Source organism: Paenibacillus sp. FSL H7-0737 (genome assembly GCF_000758545.1).
Classification (GTDB): domain Bacteria; phylum Bacillota; class Bacilli; order Paenibacillales; family Paenibacillaceae; genus Paenibacillus_AQ.
The window spans coordinates 2,639,416-2,657,919 of record NZ_CP009279.1; the positions used below are offsets into that span (position 1 = coordinate 2,639,416).

The 18,504-nt window shown below is 44.4% G+C and carries 17 protein-coding genes; 9 read left to right on the top strand and 8 right to left on the bottom strand.

Going from position 1 to position 18,504, the window contains the following annotated elements; translation table 11 throughout:
- Window positions 1–21 precede the first annotated feature (21 nt).
- Together H70737_RS11235 and H70737_RS11240 are read left to right on the top strand one after the other, a co-directional pair.
- Window positions 22–915, top strand: coding sequence for a beta-1,6-N-acetylglucosaminyltransferase (locus tag H70737_RS11235; protein ID WP_156113098.1), 894 nt, complete (start codon window positions 22–24; stop codon window positions 913–915).
- A 21-nt stretch (window positions 916–936) separates the two neighbouring features.
- A complete protein-coding gene (locus tag H70737_RS11240) occupies window positions 937–1,572 on the top strand; it encodes an NAD(P)-dependent oxidoreductase (protein WP_042187246.1) in 636 nt (211 codons plus the stop codon).
- Window positions 1,573–1,646: 74 nt separating this feature from the next.
- Here H70737_RS11240 and H70737_RS11245 read toward each other — a convergent pair whose 3' ends face one another.
- Entirely contained in the window at window positions 1,647–2,402 is a 756-nt protein-coding gene (locus H70737_RS11245) for an MBL fold metallo-hydrolase (RefSeq protein ID WP_042187249.1), read from the bottom strand.
- A 250-nt stretch (window positions 2,403–2,652) separates the two neighbouring features.
- On the opposite strand from H70737_RS11245, the gene H70737_RS11250 reads away from it, so the two are divergent.
- The 4 genes from H70737_RS11250 to H70737_RS11260 all read left to right on the top strand — a co-directional run bounded on the left by H70737_RS11250 (window position 2,653) and on the right by H70737_RS11260 (window position 6,349).
- Window positions 2,653–4,671 carry a Na+/H+ antiporter gene (locus H70737_RS11250; protein ID WP_042187253.1) on the top strand — a complete coding sequence of 673 codons (2,019 nt, stop codon included), beginning with the start codon at window positions 2,653–2,655 and terminating at the stop codon, window positions 4,669–4,671.
- Window positions 4,672–4,748: 77 nt separating this feature from the next.
- The gene (locus tag H70737_RS30680) at window positions 4,749–4,952 is read left to right on the top strand and encodes a DIP1984 family protein (RefSeq protein ID WP_256716297.1); all 204 of its coding nucleotides are present in this window, start codon (window positions 4,749–4,751) and stop codon (window positions 4,950–4,952) included.
- Window positions 4,953–4,966: 14 nt separating this feature from the next.
- Complete coding sequence (locus H70737_RS30685) at window positions 4,967–5,116, top strand: DIP1984 family protein (protein WP_156113099.1); 150 nt, start codon at window positions 4,967–4,969, stop codon at window positions 5,114–5,116.
- Window positions 5,117–5,446: 330 nt separating this feature from the next.
- Window positions 5,447–6,349: a DegV family protein gene (locus tag H70737_RS11260; protein ID WP_331281430.1), complete on the top strand. Its 903-nt coding sequence runs from the start codon at window positions 5,447–5,449 to the stop codon at window positions 6,347–6,349.
- Window positions 6,350–6,438: 89 nt separating this feature from the next.
- On the opposite strand, the gene H70737_RS11265 is transcribed toward H70737_RS11260, so the two are convergent.
- The 5 genes from H70737_RS11265 to H70737_RS11285 all read right to left on the bottom strand — a co-directional run bounded on the left by H70737_RS11265 (window position 6,439) and on the right by H70737_RS11285 (window position 10,847).
- Window positions 6,439–6,864, bottom strand: a complete 426-nt coding sequence (locus H70737_RS11265; RefSeq protein ID WP_042126727.1) for a threonine/serine exporter family protein — start codon at window positions 6,862–6,864, stop codon at window positions 6,439–6,441.
- 27 nt (window positions 6,865–6,891) lie between these two features.
- Window positions 6,892–7,656 (bottom strand): threonine/serine exporter family protein, encoded by a 765-nt coding sequence (locus H70737_RS11270; RefSeq protein ID WP_042187254.1) that lies wholly within the window; start codon window positions 7,654–7,656, stop codon window positions 6,892–6,894.
- Between the two features lie 127 nt (window positions 7,657–7,783).
- Complete coding sequence (locus H70737_RS11275) at window positions 7,784–9,046, bottom strand: DNA polymerase IV (RefSeq protein ID WP_042187257.1); 1,263 nt, start codon at window positions 9,044–9,046, stop codon at window positions 7,784–7,786.
- Window positions 9,047–9,142: 96 nt separating this feature from the next.
- Entirely contained in the window at window positions 9,143–9,733 is a 591-nt protein-coding gene (locus H70737_RS11280; RefSeq protein ID WP_042193725.1) for a YitT family protein, read from the bottom strand.
- 247 nt (window positions 9,734–9,980) lie between these two features.
- Entirely contained in the window at window positions 9,981–10,847 is an 867-nt protein-coding gene (locus H70737_RS11285) for a helix-turn-helix transcriptional regulator (RefSeq protein ID WP_042187259.1), read from the bottom strand.
- A gap of 133 nt (window positions 10,848–10,980) precedes the next feature.
- Here H70737_RS11285 and H70737_RS11290 point away from each other — a divergent pair, with 133 nt between their 5' ends.
- Complete coding sequence (locus H70737_RS11290; protein ID WP_042187260.1) at window positions 10,981–12,945, top strand: glycoside hydrolase family 127 protein; 1,965 nt, start codon at window positions 10,981–10,983, stop codon at window positions 12,943–12,945.
- 121 nt (window positions 12,946–13,066) lie between these two features.
- Entirely contained in the window at window positions 13,067–13,375 is a 309-nt protein-coding gene (locus H70737_RS11295; protein ID WP_042187261.1) for a hypothetical protein, read from the top strand.
- 89 nt (window positions 13,376–13,464) lie between these two features.
- Here H70737_RS11295 and H70737_RS11300 read toward each other — a convergent pair whose 3' ends face one another.
- Together H70737_RS11300 and H70737_RS11305 are read right to left on the bottom strand one after the other, a co-directional pair.
- Window positions 13,465–15,900: a glycoside hydrolase family 94 protein gene (locus H70737_RS11300; protein WP_042187263.1), complete on the bottom strand. Its 2,436-nt coding sequence runs from the start codon at window positions 15,898–15,900 to the stop codon at window positions 13,465–13,467.
- Between the two features lie 183 nt (window positions 15,901–16,083).
- Window positions 16,084–17,139 carry a LacI family DNA-binding transcriptional regulator gene (locus tag H70737_RS11305; protein ID WP_042187264.1) on the bottom strand — a complete coding sequence of 352 codons (1,056 nt, stop codon included), beginning with the start codon at window positions 17,137–17,139 and terminating at the stop codon, window positions 16,084–16,086.
- A 232-nt stretch (window positions 17,140–17,371) separates the two neighbouring features.
- On the opposite strand from H70737_RS11305, the gene H70737_RS11310 reads away from it, so the two are divergent.
- Complete coding sequence (locus H70737_RS11310) at window positions 17,372–18,391, top strand: ABC transporter substrate-binding protein (protein WP_042187266.1); 1,020 nt, start codon at window positions 17,372–17,374, stop codon at window positions 18,389–18,391.
- The last annotated feature ends 113 nt before the right edge of the window (window positions 18,392–18,504 follow it).

Genomic DNA, 18,504 nt, shown 5'->3' on the forward strand with positions numbered 1-18,504 from the left:
TGGGCGGAAGGGTGAAGGTTGTTGGAATCATTCAAAATGGCGTATGTGATCCTTTGTCACAAAAATCCTGAGCAGATCAATATGCTAATCGATAGTTTAACTAATGACTCCGTCGAGTTTTTCCTACATGTCGATCAGAAGAGTGGTATTGAAGGTGATATTACTCATCGTAACGATATTCATTTTGTGAAAGAGCCTATTGATGTAAGGTGGGGACATTACAGTCAGATTGAATGTGTTTTGAAGTGTTTTGCGCTGATCAAAGAACATGGGAAATTCAATTATATACACATCATAAGTGGTCAGGATCTGCCCTTAGCTTCCAACGAAGTTATTCTTGATTTCTTTAAGAAGAATCAGGGGAACGAATTTGTGAAGCATCAGCAATTACCGAATACTTCTGAAACGTGGGGATGTTATGAGCGGGTGTCGGTTTATTATCCTAGATTCCTGATCTCAAGAACCAGGCGTATGGCTGCCATTAGAATGAGGTATATTAAAGCAGTAATGAACGTTCCATTCTTGCATAGAAGGTTGGGTGTTCTGCCAAAATCGCTGTATAAAGGCTCTAACTGGATGTCTATTACAGGTGAATGTATGGAATACATCATGGAGTTTACTTCTACTTCTCCAGAGTATGTTAGATTTTTTAAGAACACATTATGTGGAGATGAAATCTTCTTCCATACGATTATTTTGAATAGTGGGTTTAAGAACAATGTACGGAGTGAAATTAAGAGGTATACAGACTGGGAAACAGGACCGGATTATCCAAGAACACTAACGATAGAAGATTATGACCGGATCACTAGTACGGGTACAGAATGCTTTTGGGGGAGAAAGTTTGATCTCGATATCGACAGAAGCATCGTTCAGGATCTCCTTGATATAAATACTAAAGTAAAAACATCGTAAACATATACAGGAGGAAATAATATGAAAATCGCAGTTGTAGGAGCAAGTGGAAAAGCCGGAAGCCGAATCACTCAGGAAGCGCTAGATAGAGGCCATGAAGTTACAGCCATTGTACGGGATGCATCGAAAGTTGCAAATCGTAAGGCAAAGGTCATCGAAAAGGATGTATTTGCACTTACCGCTGAAGATTTGAAGGGTTTTGATGTTGTTGTGAATGCTTTTGGAGCACCATTTGGACAAGAGCATCTGCATGTGGATGCCGGAAATGTGCTTATTGAAGCATTAAAGGATGCCCCTAATACAAGATTGATTGTAGTTGGAGGTGCGGGAAGTTTATACGTAGATGAAGCTAAGACGCTTAAAGTGGTAGATACCCCTGATTTCCCTGACTTTATCAAGCCAACGGCTACGAATCAAGGGAAGAACCTGGAGATCCTGCAAGGTACAGACTCGCTGTCTTGGACCTTCGTTAGTCCATCCGCTAATTTTGCAATTGGGACAAGAACGGGTTCTTATGTGAAAGGCAAAGATCATCTGCTTGTGAATTCCAAAGGTGAGAGCTATGTCAGCTATGAAGATTATGCGATTGCTATTGTAGATGAAATTGAACAGCCGCAGCATATTCGTGAACGGTTTACAGTTGTTTCGGAATCATAAGTGAGTATAACGAGTAAGGACTATATATAAAAAGAAAGCAGAGCCAGATAAGGGCTCTGCTTTCTTGCATCAGTCTATTCTCTTGCTTCCGCAATTTCAGCAATCCGTTTGTTTGCGTTTCCGCGATAAATTCCGCCATGATAGCAAATGACCGTTTCAATCTCATACTCGGCGAACTTTCTCAGAGAGATTAAAGCTTGCTTCATGTCAGGCGTTGCCGAAGGAGTGGGGCCGTGCAGCTCATCGCCTTGAACGGTAAGAGCATCCGCGGCAATTAGCGTACGGCTATCATGATGGTATAGACTCAGATGTCCAGGGCTATGTCCTGGTGTATGGATAATCGTAATTCCACCGGCAAGAGGCAGTATATCCCCATCCACTATGGTTCGATCTACTCTTCCTTTAGGGGGATGAGATAACACGGATAGGAAAGCGCGGCGCCATTCCTCTGGTACATGAGGGGGGATCATGGCTTCTGCCGCAGCTAAAGCTTCAGGGGTGTGTTTAAGGAGCATTCGCTCTCCTTCAATATAAGGCTGCTCGATTTCATGAGCCAGAACTGTCAGTTCTAGACATTCTTCTGACAGTAAATCAGGTAAGCTCCCGATGTGATCTAGATCTTGATGTGTGATGATTACGGTGCGCAGTTGTTCCCAAGGCACATGGGTTTCTTTTAGAGCTTCTTTGAATTTTGGGAGCAGGCCCGGAAATCCAGTGTCTACGAGTACAGCAGAATTTTGATCCCAGAGCAGCGTGGGGTAAATCGTGTCACTCCCGCCCATAACCTGTGCTGTAATCTCTAACATTTCTATTCCACTAGCAATATGCATAAGATCCCTCCATGATTGATGATAAGAGCGATGCCGTTAGGCTAATGCATATAATACTTAAAATAAAATGTAATTTCAATAGCGTAATTTATTATTATAACATAAATAAATATTTTTGTCAATATATATCTGATGTATTTTTTGTGTAATTTCTAGGGGACATTATTGTTGAGAACTTCTATTTCTATATTTTTCCCTTACCCGAAGCTTTACGATATAATAACCAAATAAAAAAGGGAGTTGATGTGGTTTGGAGACTTTTCTAGTTGTACTCGTCCTACTGGGCCTTATCGCAATTTCCAACATCATAAACCGATTTATTCCCTTTGTGCCAATACCGTTAATTCAAATTGGTCTGGGTGTAATGGTTGTGTTAATGCCTTTGGGAATACATATGACATTGGAACCAGAGCTGTTTTTCGTATTGTTTATTGCACCGCTTTTGTTCAATGATGGGAAACGGACGCCAAGAAATGAATTATGGAACTTACGGGGTCCGATATTAATGCTAGCGCTGGGATTGGTTTTTGCTACGGTGCTTATTGCTGGATATTCGATCAACTGGATGATTCCAACGATCCCGCTAGCAGCTGCATTTGCTCTGGCAGCGATCTTGTCACCTACAGATGCGGTCGCGGTCAGCGCAATCGCTGGTAGAGTACATCTTCCTAAGAGTATTCACCGCATTCTAGAGGGCGAATCATTAATGAATGATGCTTCCGGGCTTGTTGCCTTTAACTTTGCCATTGCTGCAGCAGTTACGGGTATGTTTTCTTTACCGAAAGCCTCCATTAGCTTTGTAGTTATTGCGGCAGGCGGGTTGATCGTTGGGGCATTATTGGCTTTTCTTCTGATTCGGCTAAGCGTAATTATTCGCAGACTGGGGATGGAGGATATCACAGTGCATGTGCTGCTGCAAATCCTAACTCCTTTTATTATTTATTTGATCAGTGAAGAGATAGGGGTATCTGGCATTTTGGCAGTGGTTGCAGGGGGAATTATTCATGCGGTTGAGAAGGACCGTGCCGTATCTCCGCAGTATAAGCTACAACTGGTATCCGCTAGTACATGGTCTGTTCTGCTCTATATATTGAATGGCCTGGTCTTTCTTATTCTTGGCTTATCTATTCCAGATGTTATTGAAGTGATCTACCGTGATACGGCCGTGGATAATCTTATAGTTGTAGGTTATGTATTAGCCATTACTTTGCTGCTGTTTGTACTACGGTTTGTATGGGTGTATGTGTTCTCTTTAGTAGGATCTCGTCTGCGGAAAATGGAGAAATCATCTGTTAAGTCACTATTAATCCTCACGATTTCAGGAGTGCGTGGAGCGGTTACCTTAGCCGGTGCGTTCTCGATTCCCTTTTTTCTTGGGGATGGATCGCCATTTCCTGAGCGTGATTTAATCATCTTTATCGCCGCAGGTGTTATTCTAATGTCGCTGCTGATCGCTAGTATCTTTTTGCCAATTCTAGCAGGTAAAGAAGAGCCAGTTGCTGAATCAGGTGAGACAGGAGTCGAGCAGGCGGCCAAGTCTAAAGTTATTGCTGCCGGTTTGACCATGCTGCAAAGTATGATGACAGAAGAAAGTAAGGAATCCGCACAACCGGCTTTGAGTGAATTTAGAGAAAAGGTTTATAGTCTAAACCGTGAGGACCAATCGAATGATCCAGCACTCGAGAACTTCCGCCGACTGGGTGTTGAAGCGAGGATTGTGGGTCTGCAAGCTGAACGTAAAGAACTGAACCGATTGCTAGAGAACAATGAGATTCCCGCCTCAGTGGCTCAGAAGCTGGGAGAATTCTTGGATCATAGTGAGGTCTTTCTAGCCAGAAGTCTAAATTCACAAATCAGAATATCGATTACCGAGATCAGACGACTGTTTGCGGGAATGTTCTCAGGTCAGAATGAAGGGGAAGCTAGCCAACAAATGCTGCAACAGGCTGAGTGTGCTAGAGAAGCGAAAATTGCCATGGCCCATGCTGCTATAGCTGCTATTAATGTCTGTAAGAACGAGAACAACCGAAGTGCAGCTGAGAAGGTTGCATGCAGTTATGAGCAGTTAATTTCTCGTCTGGAGCAAGGGAAAGGCTGGACAAAGGATGGGCTTGTTGATGATCAAAAGCTTGAAATGAAGCTGAAAGCCATTCAAGAGCAGCGGGATAAGGTGCAGCAAATGTATCAGGATGGAACCATTAACCGCAAGCTAGCTGGTAAATTACGCAAGTTCGTAGATCATTTAGAGACATCGATTTGGGAGGATTAGCTGTACTGAACACCACGGCATCTCTTCACACGAGCTTTATTCGCTAGCTATCAGAAAATTTTAGGGGGAATCCAGATCTGAAACTTGCGGAAGCGTTAGTGAAGCGAAGTGATCTAACCCGTAAAATCGCGCAGCTAAAGCAGCGGCTAGAGCGAGTCGTTAAAGTTCAAGAGGGTGAGGAGCCGGCTGAACAACCTGAAGCTCTTTTGCAGGAGTTAGAAAGAGCTGTGAATGAACAGACGATTTTGATCCGAGTGATCAATCGATCGCCGATGCGCTAGCGGAACGGGACAAAATGCTACAGCTACGCAAGCTGCTTAGCGATTTGCTTGAACAGACTTCCATTACTCAGGATCGTTACAGTCGCTCGGAGGTTCGTTTTCAAAGAACGGTAGATGTCGCTCAGATTCAGAAGCAGATGGATGAGTTGAAGTTGGAAAACTGACAGATGCCGGGAACGGGGATATTTTTGCTGTGGTTTAGCTTTTTCATAACATGAAGTGGCTCTATTAGGATAGGTATATTCGTCATATATAATGTGAAAAAATGTCGAATAATGTTGAATTAAATGGATTGAAATTTGCATGAAAGACCTGTTTTGCCTATATTAACGCTTGTTATCCTGTATAATTTACGAATACGCGGATTACTTAACCGCTGTTCAATTCTTAAGTTGATTATTCAGGATGAGCGTGTGATTCACTGGTCTGGAATTCTTGGCCCTTGTCTCCTCATTCATTCTACTATTCCTTTTTATGAGAGAGAGAAGTGACAAATGACCATGAAATCAATTGCCTGGGTAACCGACAGTACAAGTATCATAGATCCGGAGTTCGCTAAGAATAATCATGTGTATATTATTCCGTTACGGATTATTATTAACAACGAATGTTATAAAGAGAATATAGATATTACGATCGATGACTTCTATGAGAAAATGCGCCAGCATGAAAAGGTAGGCAGCTCACAGCCTCCAATCGGTGAGTTTATTGAGCTATACGAACGGTTGAAGGAAGAATACGATGAAATTATTGCTGTACATCTTTCTTCAGAGCTCAGTGGCACTTACAATGCTTCGATGCAAGGCGCCGAAATAGCGGAGGCCAATGTAATTGGAATTGATGCCAAGGTTGGCGCTTATCCAATCCGAGAAATGATCATGCGCGGTATACATTGGCAGAAGAAGGGTCTTTCTGGACTAGAAATTAAAGCGAAGATTGAAAATATTATTGAGAATATGTCTTTTTACTTAATTCCTGCAAGCTTGACACAGCTTCATCGCAGTGGACGTGTTTCTGGATCACAATTTGTACTTAGCCAATTGCTGCGTATAAACTTGCTGCTTCGTTTTGACGAAGGGAAGGTCGTTGTTGTGGAGAAAATCCGTACAATGAAGAAGACGCAACAAGCGCTTTTGGAGATATTTAAACAGGATGTAGGGCTTGTTAGTGATGTATGTATCATGCATTCGAATAATTTAGAGATGGCACTCAAGCTAGAAGAGGACATCAAAGCAATGGCGCCTGACATACGAACTGAGATTATGACCTATATTCCTGCTGTGGCTGTTCATGCGGGTGAGGGTACTGTAGGGCTGTCCTGGATCAAGAACACTAGCATCAATAGTATTCATCCGGGTGCTGCGCCTTTAGTCTTCCCTGAAGCGTTATTTGCATAGAGATGAACAAAGAAATCGCTCCTTGGGAGATGGATGGGTGACCACCATTGTACCAACAGGCGATTTCTTTTTTTTGAAGAAGTATGCTGTTATTTGATTGCACGACGACGGAACATTTGTCCAATTACATCACTTAGCACAAGTCCAGCTGCAATGGCTCCAGAGAGCATTAATGCCCGAACAGCGATTTCAACAGCCAGAGTATAGTCCTCTTCCACAAATTTACGCATAGCATCGTAAGCGAGACCACCCGGAACAAGCGGGATAATACCACCTACACTAAAAATAATAACCGGCATTTTGAAGGATCGCGCAAAAAATTGGCTGACGATGCCCACTATTACACTAGCTGCAAACGTAGCTACAACAGGCCCGAACTCTACATTAAGAAGCACATACACCATCCAGCCCACCATTCCGGCAAAACCACACTGTAGTAGTGAGCGCTTAGGCGCATTAAATAGAATACAGAAGGTTGCCGCGGCGATAAAACTGGTTATAAGTTGCAAAATCATGAAGGGCTAACCTCTTTCACATGGATATTAAAATAGTGATAGTACAAGCCCGATACCTGTACCGATCGCAAATGCAGTTAGAAAGGCATCTGCTCCCTTGGATATGCCTGAGACCAGATGACCGGCCATCAGATCACGAACGGCATTTGTAATGAGTAGTCCGGGTACTAGAGGCATAACGGAGCCGATAATGATTTTGTCCATTTCTTGACCAATCCCCAGCTTTACAGAACAGAAGGCTAGAAGTCCGATCAGGAAGGAAGCAGAAAACTCTGCGAAGAATTTAGTCTGCACTAAACGATGCAGATAAATGACCGCAGCGAAGCCCAGTCCGGAAATCGGCAAGGCGGGGAGAGCATCCCACAAACTGCCTTTAAACATAACGGTGAAGCAAGCACCAGTAAGGGCGGCTGCTAAGATCTGCAGCCATACGGGATAGACAGGTGAGGCTTCATCGACTTCTCCTAATTTTGCACGAGCTTCCTCAGCTGTAATCTGACGTTCGCTTAGACGCCGAGAAATGTCATTGACCTCCGATACCTTCTGCAGATCTGTTGTTCGCTCCGCAATTCTGTATAACTTAACAGGTTCTATTCTATTTGTGGTGAACATAATAACGGTTGGCGTCACATAGCTATGTGCTCCTGGGAACCCGAGGGATCCTGCCATTCGTGTCATCGTATCTTCAACTCTGGATGTTTCTGCACCATTCTGCAGCATGATCTTGCCAGCAAGAAGACAGAGATCAACGATTTCATAATACGTAGTGTTAGTGTTGCTCGTGCTATCCAACTTCTCCGGTCCTCCTCTGGAATGTGATTATCTATGTTTACATATTTCGATTGTCGCTTCATCTACGTGAAAATAACAACCCCAATATAGCATTATAAACGATATGGTGTGTATTTTAATATAGTTTTTATTTATAGTGTCCGCCGATCTTTCCAGATCTGTCCTTAAGCTGCCCGGCATCTGTAAAAGAAGCTGCTCGCCCAATGATCGTCTCCCCATATTTATTCTTGAGGGCATCGGTCGCACGTTCGAGTTCACGATAGCGAGGGCGAGACTCAAATAGGGTTAGCTGGTACTGGCTTTCGTCAGATAGATTGGACAGGCTTAAGTGGATTCTACGCACAGGCTGACCGTCCCAGTGGAGCTTGAAGAGAGAAAGAGCTGCCTCATATACAAGCAGGGTGGCATTTGTAGGATCGCTCATTGTAGTTTGTCTTGAGAAGCCTGTGGGGTCATCAAAGCTGGCACCTTGGCAGCCGATAGACACGACTGCACCATGTACTTTCAATTTGCGGCAACGTCTACATACAAGCTCAGATAGCTCAAGAATGATGGTCTTAATATCTTGCAGCTTATAGTAATCCCTTGGAAGCGTCATTTGGTGCCCGACACTCTTGGGTGCGACTTCATAGGTGCTTGGGCTCACGGGGCTGTCATCGATGCCATTGGCTATCCGCCAATATAGCTCGGCGTCGATATCACATTTTTTGTGGAATTTCTCCCTCATGCGCCATTTCAGCTCGCTTAGCGGCATCTGTGCCAAATGTCCAATTGTCGTAATACCCATGCTTTGGAAATGGGCGGACATGCGGCGACCTACCATGAACAGCTCGCTAATGGGGAGAGGCCAGAGCACATTCGGAAGCTCCTCGTTAGCGAGGGTGAATATACCATCCGCGTTCTTCTTGGCCCACAGGTCGCAAGCCATTTTGGCGGTAACCTTGGAATATCCAATGCCGATGCGCGCACGCACACCTGTGTTTCTACGAATTAGATCCTGAATGGCGGTAGCGATCTCCCTTGGACTGCCAAATAAGCTGAGGCTACCGCTGATATCAATAAACTGTTCATCGATAGAATAAGGTTCTACCTGGTCGCTAAACTTACGTAGAATATCTGTGATTTGAGAGGAGACATCGATATATTGCTGCATATGTGGTCTGACCACGATGACTTCGGGGCATTTTGCCAGCGCTTCCTTCAACGTCTCAGCGGTAGTAATGCCATAGGATTTGGCTATAGGGCAGGCAGCCAGCACAATACCGCTCCGTCTAGCTGGGTCTCCAGCAACGATCAGCGGCTTATTGCTGTACTGCGGATTAGAGGCTTTTTCCACAGAGGCATAGAAGCTTTGGCAATCAGATAGCATAATGACACGCTCTTTATTCATAGGTTCACACGCTCCAGGTGAGGTAGAGATACCTTATATTTTTTCTCCTTATTATAATACGAACGTATGATCGTGTGTATTCTTATTTATTTCCATTTATTTCGTCTCAAGTGTGCATAGACCCGTAGCCACGCCCCCAGAGATAATCGTGAGGATGGAGTGGAAGAAGGTTTCCTTGGAAATCAGGAGTCCTCCCGCGCCGATAATCATAAAGTCGGTCAAAAAAATGATGAATCCAAGGTTCAGCGGGACATACCTTTTTATAAATTGAGCGAGCAGATCGGTGCCCCCCGTACTTGCTTTAAACCGCAGCATAATCCCAAGTCCCGTTCCCATCAAAAAACCGCCAATAATGGCGCTAGAAATGGAACCAAACTCAAAATAATATAGAAAGTGATATTGGAAAGGACCGAGAAGCTCGATCAGAAATGATGAGATCAATAGGCCGAGTACACTGTTGTAAAAGATATCGCGTTCCTTTAACCAAGCGAGCAGAAAGATAGGAAAGCTGCAGAGAATTATAGCTACGCCAATTTTAGCGCCGGATAAATAATTAATAATGAGGGCTATCCCTATTATTCCCCCATCCAAGATTTTATATGGTACGAGAAAAAAATTAGTTCCCGCAGCAACGAGTAAGCTTCCTAAAAGTATGATAAGGTATCTTAATGGCCGCATATTTAACATCTCCACATTAAAGGCATGTCTATAAATATGCTTGTCACTTCCAAAAAATTGCAGTTGAACAAAAAAACCTGATTATGAATCAGGGTTAAAAAGTCTTATATTACATAGTGTGTGAGGGATAGCCGGTTCCTAACGCTCAAAAGACACCAAGTAACTAAGCGTAAACAATTCAGAAATGAAAGTATGAATGTTACTGTATGGAGGAATTAGCACGTGTCCAATAATCGGAGACGTGCTGCTTGTGTTTTTAACGGGAGTAACGCTTGCGAAAGCGAAGCGGAGAGATTCCGATCTGCTGAGCAAATCGACGCGAGAAGTAGGCGGCACTCTCGAAGCCGGTACGTTCTGCGATTCCGGCTATAGAAAGCTCAGTCTTAAGCAGCAATAGCTTAGCCTGTTCCAAACGGTAATCCGTCAAATACTCCATCGGAGTCAGCCCATATACTCGTTTCATGCAGCGAGTAAGGTAGTTATAGTGAAAATGCAGTGCGTCCGCTAGTGAGGCATTGGAGAGAGGCTCCGCATAATGATTACGGATATAAGTCTCCGTCTGCTCTGCGATTTCCACCGCGTGACTTTCTGAAGTATCATGCTGTGCCAGATCCATCATCCGCAGTATTTCTTCAAATATCCGTTGCTGCTGCCAAACTGCGCTGGAACGCCGGCCCGTAGACAGCTGTAATAGCATCTCGGCTTGTCCACTCCGTTCAAAAGGGTCAGGGAGGGGACCGAACTGTGGCACTCGAATGGTATACGGATGAGTAAGAAACTGCCGAAAATGTGTTTCACGGTTGATATACACGGGTCCACCCTCAGAGCTAGACCAATCTGCAAGGGTATGAAAATGAATCCATATAAATGAAGTGGTCTCATCACATGGCTTAACGGAGTAATGATAGCGATCGGGCAGCAATAGCAGTGTATGTCCCGCCGAAACCTCCCATTGATTATGGTCCTCCCCGATAAATAGACAGCCTTGTTCTACAATAAGTAGATCAAACACCCCAATATGGCTTCTATTTGGATGCTGATCCCCGGGTTGATAAACCGTGCGATTGCATTCTAGAAAATAAGGAAATGGCGGCGCAGCGAAATGTATAAATGAAAGGCCCATTTTGTAATTATCCCTCCTTTCTAAAGTGTGAAATAGTACAAAAAAGGGGTTGCTTCTGATCGTATTTTTAATCTATTCTACCCCCTATAATTATTATTAGCGAGTATGAAATAAGACTGAGGGGAAGATGAAGATGAACAAAATTATACAGGATCAAGAAGTTGTAAAAGATCAAACTGTTACCATTCAAGATGATTTCTGGGGCGGATACATTAGGCTGGTCCAGAACGTTGTTATCCCCTATCAATATGAGGCATTGCACGATAGAGCACTGGGAGCTGAACCCAGTCATGCCATTGCTAATTTTGAGATTGCTGCGGGCCGGAAGACTGGCGAGTTTTACGGCTGGGTATTTCAAGATAGTGATGTGGCTAAGTGGCTGGAGGCTGTTGGTTATTCCTTAAGCATTACACGTGATCCTGAGCTAGAGCGTCAAGCGGATGAAGTGATTGACCTCGTTGGCGAGGCGCAGCAGGAAGATGGATACTTAAATACTTATTTTACGATAAAAGAACCGGGTAAGCGCTGGACCAATTTGAACGATTGTCATGAGCTGTACTGTGCTGGACATTTCATAGAAGCTGCCGTTTCTTATTATGAAGCTACTGGCAAAAGAAAACTGCTCGACATCATGTGCCGAATGGTTGATCATATCGATTCTGTGTTTGGACCGGAAGAAGGCAAAATGCAGGGCTATGATGGGCATCAGGAGATTGAACTCGCGCTCGTTAAGCTGTATCGATTGACAGGTGAGGAACGATATTTGAAGCTCAGCAGCTTTTTTATTAATGAGCGAGGTCAACAGCCGAATTTCTTAAAGGAACAATGGGATAATCTGGGGAAGATCAATTTTTTCACAGGTCGGAAGGAGGATCTTGATTTAAAATATTACCAGAGTCATCTTCCAGTAAGAGAGCAGAAGGTGGCTGTAGGCCATGCTGTACGTGCGGTTTATATGTATACTGCTATGGCTGATCTTGCCGCTATTACTGGAGATGAATCACTACGTGAAGCATGCGAGAGACTGTGGAATAACATTACGAACAAGCAAATGTACATTACAGGCGGGATCGGCTCTACACATAGAGGGGAGGCGTTCACCTTCGATTATGATCTGCCTAACGATTCGGTGTACGCAGAGACTTGTGCCTCTATTGGGTTGATCTTTTTTGCACAGCGTATGCTGAGAATATCACCGGATGCACGTTATGCCGATGTCATGGAGCGGGCGCTTTACAACAATGTACTGGGCTCGATGGCACAAGATGGCAAGCACTATTTTTATGTGAACCCACTGGAAGTATGGCCCCAGGCATGCAGTTGCAACCCGGAGAAACATCATGTGAAGTCTGAACGTCAAGGCTGGTTTGGCTGCGCCTGCTGCCCTCCGAATGTCGCGCGTCTACTTACTTCGCTCAATCAATATATTTACACGGTTCATGGCGATACACTCTATACGAATTTGTATATTGGAAGTAATCTGAACACTAAGCTGAGTGGAACGGATGTTACGATTCAGCAAGAGTGCAACTATCCATGGAAAGGTACAGTCTCGATGAAGATCAATCCGGCAGAGGAAGCGGAGTTCGGAATTGCTTTACGGATTCCATCGTGGAGTCTAGGAATGGAGTTCAGAGTCAATGGTGAAGCGCTGAACACTGCTGAGAACATCGAGCAGGGATACCTCGTTATTCGGAGAATGTGGAGAGCAGGAGACATAATCGAAGTGAATGACCCAATGGAGGCACATCGCATTTACGCTCATCCCAATTTGCGAGCAGATGCTCAAAAAGTAACGATTCAACGCGGACCGCTTGTGTATTGCCTTGAAAGTATCGATAATGGTGAGCCTTTAAGCTCTATTTCTTTAAAAGAAGACGGTGAACTCACGGCGAGTTTTGATGAGACTTTGCTTGGTGGCGCTGTTGTTGTCGAGGCAGATGGACTGCGTGTTGATCAAGAGAGCTGGAGTGGTGGACTTTACAGCAGAGAGAAAGCATCCCTTCAAGCCGTTAAGGTCAAAGCTGTTCCCTATTACTTGTGGGGCAATCGTGGCAGTGGTGAAATGAAGGTATGGATTCCGGAAGGTAGTATGTGAGTTATGGGACAGGCAAAGTAATTTAAGGTTTAGGATAGCAGGGATTTACGCTTTATTGTATGCTATATTTGATCGGGACAAGGTAGCTGATCATTTTACAGAAAATATTGGAGGCATCACAATGAGCAAACGTTATCGAATTACACGAGCTATGCAAAATGATGGAGGTTCAACACAAACGATATCTTTAGAAGAGTGCAAGCAGTATTTCGCATCCAAACCTGATTTCACCTATACATCAGTTTATACAGTAGCAGGCGCCACTACGATGTCCATTGAGGGAGATTTCTTTATGTGGAGCTTTGGTGATACTACAATCCCATTTAGGCATTATCAAGGGGATATTTACGTTTCTGGAAATAATGAAGCTGTGATCCCGAGAATGCTTGAGGTTGCGAGTGATTTAAGAGCAGATGTTGTGGAAGGGTAAAAAAAAAAGACCCCTGAAGAGTTCAGGAGTCATCCAGCGTTAATTATAGATCCGCCCAATCGTTCAAGTGAACGGTTGAGCGGATTTTTTTAACCCAGTTCTACAACTACTTGGTGTACTGCACCGTCTCCAACTGGAGCAATGATGTTACCTTCTACAGCTGTGCCATCCAGGGTAAGACTAACTACACCTTTGGAGACATGGTTCGGGTTCTTGATTTGAATCACATAAGTATCTCCACGGAAGACACGTGTGATTTCAAAGCTATCCCATTCAGTAGGAATACAAGGATCGATCTTCAGACCATTGAAATCCGCTTGGATGCCAAGGATCGATTGAGTGATGGCTACATAGTTCCAAGCAGCAGTACCAGTCAACCAGGAGTTTTTAGCTTCCCCGTGACGAACGGCATCTTTACCTGCGATCATTTGGGAGTAGACATAAGGCTCTGTGCGGTGAATTTCGCTGATATCCTCCAGGTAAGCAGGAGCAATTTTTGCGTAAATTTCAAACGCTCTGTCGCCATGTCCAAGTACAGTTTCAGCGATCATGATCCAAGGGTTATTATGGCAGAAAATACCGGCATTTTCTTTGTAGCCCGGAGGGTACGTAGAAATTTCACCCAGGTTCAGATAGTACTTGGAATACGGTGGCTGTTGCAATACGATACCGTATTTAGTATCCAAATGCTCTTGTACGGATGATAGAGCTTTTTCAGCTTGACCATTTTCCACACCGATACCGGCCATTACGCAGATCCCTTGTGGTTCGATGAAGATTTTACCTTCTTCATTTTCTTTGGAACCGATCTTGTCGCCATAGTGATCATAAGCACGCAGGAACCAATCGCCATCGAAGCCGTGCGTCAATGTGATTTCTTTCATGTTGTCAATCTTAGCTTCTGCATCCACAGCTACATCGTTAAGTCCGCGCATCCGGCAGATTTCAGCATAGTCCGGTCCAACGAAGACGAACAGACCCGCGATAAATACAGATTCCGCAACGCGACCTTCGATGTTGGCAGTGGTTTGGAAAGATTCACCCGGCTCAGTAGAGAAGCAGTTGAGGTTCAAGCAGTCATTCCAGTCTGCGCGCCCGATCAGCGGCAAGCCGTGAGGTCCGAGATTGTTAGTTACATGCTCGAAGGAACGTTTCAAGTGCTCAAACAGCGTAGCGGTGTTATTCGGATTACTGTCAAAAGGAACCTGCTCATCAAGAATCGAGGTATCGCCAGTTTCTTTAATGTAAGCAGCCGTTCCAAGGATCAACCAAAGCGGATCATCGTTAAAGCCGGTGCCGACTTCGTTGTTACCTTTTTTAGTAAGCGGTTGGTATTGGTGATAGGCACTGCCATCTTCAAATTGTGTAGCCGCAATATCGAGAATACGTTCTTTAGCACGTTCAGGAATTTGATGAACAAATCCGAGCAAGTCTTGGTTAGAATCACGGAAGCCCATACCACGGCCAATACCGGATTCAAAGTAGGAAGCAGAACGGGACATGTTGAAGGTAACCATACATTGATATGGATTCCAGATGTTAACCATGCGATCCAGTTTCTCGTCGCCGCTTTGGATTTGATATTTAGATAGCAGGTTATCCCAGTGAGCAGCAAGTGCAGCGAGTGCAGCGTCTACTTGTGCATCTGTAGCAAATTGCGCGATCATAGCTTCTGCTGGTTTTTTGTTGATTACATTCAGGGATTCCCATTTATCTTCTTCAGGGTTCTCGATGTAGCCGAGTACAAAGATGAAGCTTTGTTCTTCACCTGGTTCAAGCGTAATGTTAAGTGCGTGTGATCCGATAGGGGACCAGCCGCTAGCTACGGAGTTAGTAGGTTCGCCTGCAACTACAGCTTGTGGGCTTTCCAGACCGTTGTACATCCCTACGAAAGCTTCACGATCAGTATCGAAACCAGCGATTTCTTTATTTACGGAGTAGAAAGCATAGTGATTTCTGCGCTCACGATATTCAGTTTTGTGATAGATAACGGAATCCTTCACTTCAACCTCACCGGTGCTGAGATTGCGTTGGAAGTTAGTCATATCATCTTGTGCATTCCAGAGACAGAACTCTGCAAAAGAGAACAGTTTCACGGATTTTTTAGCAGAGCTCGTGTTCTTCACTACAAGACGATGTACTTCAGCATTATGACCCATAGGGACAAAAGCAAGCTGGTTCACAGAAATTCCGTTCCGTTCGCCAGTAATGGAAGTGTAGCCAAGACCGTGACGGCATTCATAGAAGTCGAGATCACGTTTTACTGGCATCCAGCCTGGGGTCCAGAAATCACCATCGTCATAAAGATAGTAGTAGCGGCCGCCGGTATCCAGTGGGATATTGTTATAACGGTAACGGGTCAATCTTCTGAGACGAGCGTCCCTATAGAAGGTGTAGCCACCAGCTGTATTGGAAATAAGTCCGAAAAATTGCTCATTACCAAGATAGTTAATCCAAGGGTAAGGGGTTTTAGGTGTGTTAATTACATACTCTTTTCGAGTGTCGTCAAAGGTTCCGAATTTCATGTGAGAAAGTCTCCTTTCGATTGTGAACGCGCGTTTATAAGTTTCAGAAAAAATTCCCTCGAGGGAAGGGAGTTTTTTCAATGCTTTTAAGCAAGACAATTAAAGCAGTAGTTTCGATACCGAATCAAATAGCAGCTTCACGGAAAAATATGTAGATTTCTTCAGCGAAGGATTGATCTTAAGCTATTTCTTCGGCGGTTGACAGGAATCTCTCTCCACTAAACGAGCTGGAAAGCTGATCGTGCTAAACGTCGGCTGCTGTGAATCACACAGCTCGATTACTTTTTCAACTGCAGCCTTAGACATTTCATAGATTGGCAAGCGTACAGAGGTCAGCTTAGGCTGAATACGGGATGCTAGCTGAATGTCATCAAATCCAACCATGGAGAGATCTTCAGGGACAATGATTCCGTGTTCGGAGAACGCTTCCATCGCTGATATAGCCATATCATCGTTGGAGGAGAAGAAGGCCGTTGGCAAAGGTTCTCCAGAAGCAAGGAGCTTCTTAACCTCTTCGTAAGCAGTCTCTTTCAGAAAATCACCTTTCAGAATAAATCTCTCATTTACAGGCAGGCCATGTTTCTTCAGCGTATCTTCATAAGCCGTATAACGCTCTCGTCCAGAGTACGTATTCATTTGCCCACAGATGATGCCAATCTCTTGATGACCCAGAGAGATCAAATATTCAATCGCTTCTGTGGTGCCCTCGTAATCTTTGGAGTTCACAATGGCCAGATGATTGCGGTCAAGATGCTCCGACATAATCTCAGAAATATCATAATCAATTAATACGAGAGGAGAGTCGAGCCCTACCATTTCTCGGACGATATTAATATCCTTCTGAGTGCCGACAATGATACCGCCGTCAATCCGTTTTTGAAGAAAAGCTTGCTTTACCTTGATGAAATCGTCGGGAGAGTAAACTGTATGAATCAGTACATAACATCCGCGGGCATTCGAGGTGTCGACTACGGCATCAACGAATGGAGCAAAGTAATTATTCTGATAAATTCGGGTAGTATTCTCCTTCTCGTTCATACTGATGGCGAAGAGTCCGATCGTATCGGTCTTCTTACCGGCTAAAGCCCTTGCAAAGCTGTTCGGTTCGTACTGATGTTGCTCAATCACCCGCAGCACTTTGGCCCGGGTCTCTTCAGGGACGTTGGAATAATTGTTGATCACGCGGGATACCGTACTTCGGGAAACCCCGGCCAACTTAGCTATATCTTCGCTGCGCATGTTTCCCCTCTTTTCATAAACGCGCGTTTATGAGTTTATTGTAAGCGAAAGCATTGTATAAATCAATCGTAAATAATAAGAAATTTGTGAAGAAGGGAAGAAACTAGTTAATAGTTTGTATAAGATTTTTGCAGAGAAAGTGCATTGAAAGCTATAAAAGTCATGCTACTATTGTGATAATGATTATTGAGAATGATAATCAATGAAAATATAGCACTGGAGTGAAGGGATAATGGTAAGATGGGGTCGGAAGTTTTTATGGTCAGCAGTACTTATTATGGCATTGACCGCGCTGACGGCATGCGGAACGAATAGCAATACTACGAAAGATAATGTTGCTAAAACACAGAATGCAGAGGAATCAACCTCAGCTAGCAGCACACCGAGCGAAGGAAGTGGAAATGCTTCGGAAGAGGTTGCAACTCGGACGATTACAGGGGAATTCGGAGATGTTGAGATTCCAGTCAACCCTAAACGGGTGGCCGGGATTTACCTTGAAGATTATTTGAAGGCATTGGGGATTACCCCGGTGGTTCAGTGGTATCATCCAAGCTGGGGCAAACAGGATTACTTAAATCTCGATGTGCCAGAATTTGATATCACCGGAAGCTTGGAAGCGTTGTTGGAGAAAGACCCTGACTTGATTATTGCGGACGGAGGCGCGGATGCGGCGAGGTATGAACAATATTCCAAGATAGCACCAACGTATCGTCTCCCTGAGGCGGCGCTGCAGGACTCAAGACAAGTGCTTACAGCGATTGCAGATGCGCTCGGTATTCCGGAGAAGGCTGAGGCTGTGCTCGCCGAGTATGATCAGAAAGTGGCAGATGGAAAAGCTAAACTGCAACAGGCTCTGGGGCAAGAAAAAGTAGCAGTGATCCGGCTCAACGTAGCGGATAAGACCTTTGCTTTGTTCGGTGTTAAAAACCGTTTTATCGGTGTGATTTATTCTCAATTTGGCCTGACACCCGTGCCTATGGCTGCAGAAATGACCGAATATCAATCTATTATTTCCGAAGAACTTATTCCTCAGCTTGAAGCGGATCATATCATCGTATTCCCTGACAACGGGGGCTGGGATACTGAAGGTAATCAGGAAGCGATCCAAATTCTTGATGGGCCGCTGTGGAAGAGCCTGCCCGCAGTGAAGAACGGGAATGTTTATAGAATGGAACGTTCCCACTGGCAGACTGGTGCCATCACGGCCAATTCGATGAAGCTTGATGACCTGCTGGAAGCTATGGTGAAATAAATGGCAGCCGCCTTGAAGGAATAGCAAAAATAAGGTCTATCAGCACCCTTGATAGACCTTATTTTTTGTTTTACACTGAAGTGAATGAAAATGGTTCTCAATTGGGGGCGGGA

Bases quoted from the DNA above. Each gene is read 5' to 3' on its own strand.
- H70737_RS11240 (WP_042187246.1), top strand. From the start codon at position 937: ATGAAAATCGCAGTTGTAGGAGCAAGTGGAAAAGCCGGAAGCCGAATC.
- H70737_RS11245 (WP_042187249.1), bottom strand. From the start codon at position 2,402: ATGCATATTGCTAGTGGAATAGAAATGTTAGAGATTACAGCACAGGTT.
- H70737_RS30685 (WP_156113099.1), top strand. From the start codon at position 4,967: ATGCTACAGCTACGCAAGCTGCTTAGCGATTTGCTTGAACAGACTTCC.
- H70737_RS11260 (WP_331281430.1), top strand. From the start codon at position 5,447: ATGACCATGAAATCAATTGCCTGGGTAACCGACAGTACAAGTATCATA.
- H70737_RS11265 (WP_042126727.1), bottom strand. From the start codon at position 6,864: ATGATTTTGCAACTTATAACCAGTTTTATCGCCGCGGCAACCTTCTGT.
- H70737_RS11275 (WP_042187257.1), bottom strand. From the start codon at position 9,046: ATGAATAAAGAGCGTGTCATTATGCTATCTGATTGCCAAAGCTTCTAT.
- H70737_RS11280 (WP_042193725.1), bottom strand. From the start codon at position 9,733: ATGTTAAATATGCGGCCATTAAGATACCTTATCATACTTTTAGGAAGC.
- H70737_RS11285 (WP_042187259.1), bottom strand. From the start codon at position 10,847: ATGGGCCTTTCATTTATACATTTCGCTGCGCCGCCATTTCCTTATTTT.
- H70737_RS11290 (WP_042187260.1), top strand. From the start codon at position 10,981: ATGAACAAAATTATACAGGATCAAGAAGTTGTAAAAGATCAAACTGTT.
- H70737_RS11295 (WP_042187261.1), top strand. From the start codon at position 13,067: ATGAGCAAACGTTATCGAATTACACGAGCTATGCAAAATGATGGAGGT.
- H70737_RS11300 (WP_042187263.1), bottom strand. From the start codon at position 15,900: ATGAAATTCGGAACCTTTGACGACACTCGAAAAGAGTATGTAATTAAC.
- H70737_RS11305 (WP_042187264.1), bottom strand. From the start codon at position 17,139: ATGCGCAGCGAAGATATAGCTAAGTTGGCCGGGGTTTCCCGAAGTACG.
- H70737_RS11310 (WP_042187266.1), top strand. From the start codon at position 17,372: ATGGTAAGATGGGGTCGGAAGTTTTTATGGTCAGCAGTACTTATTATG.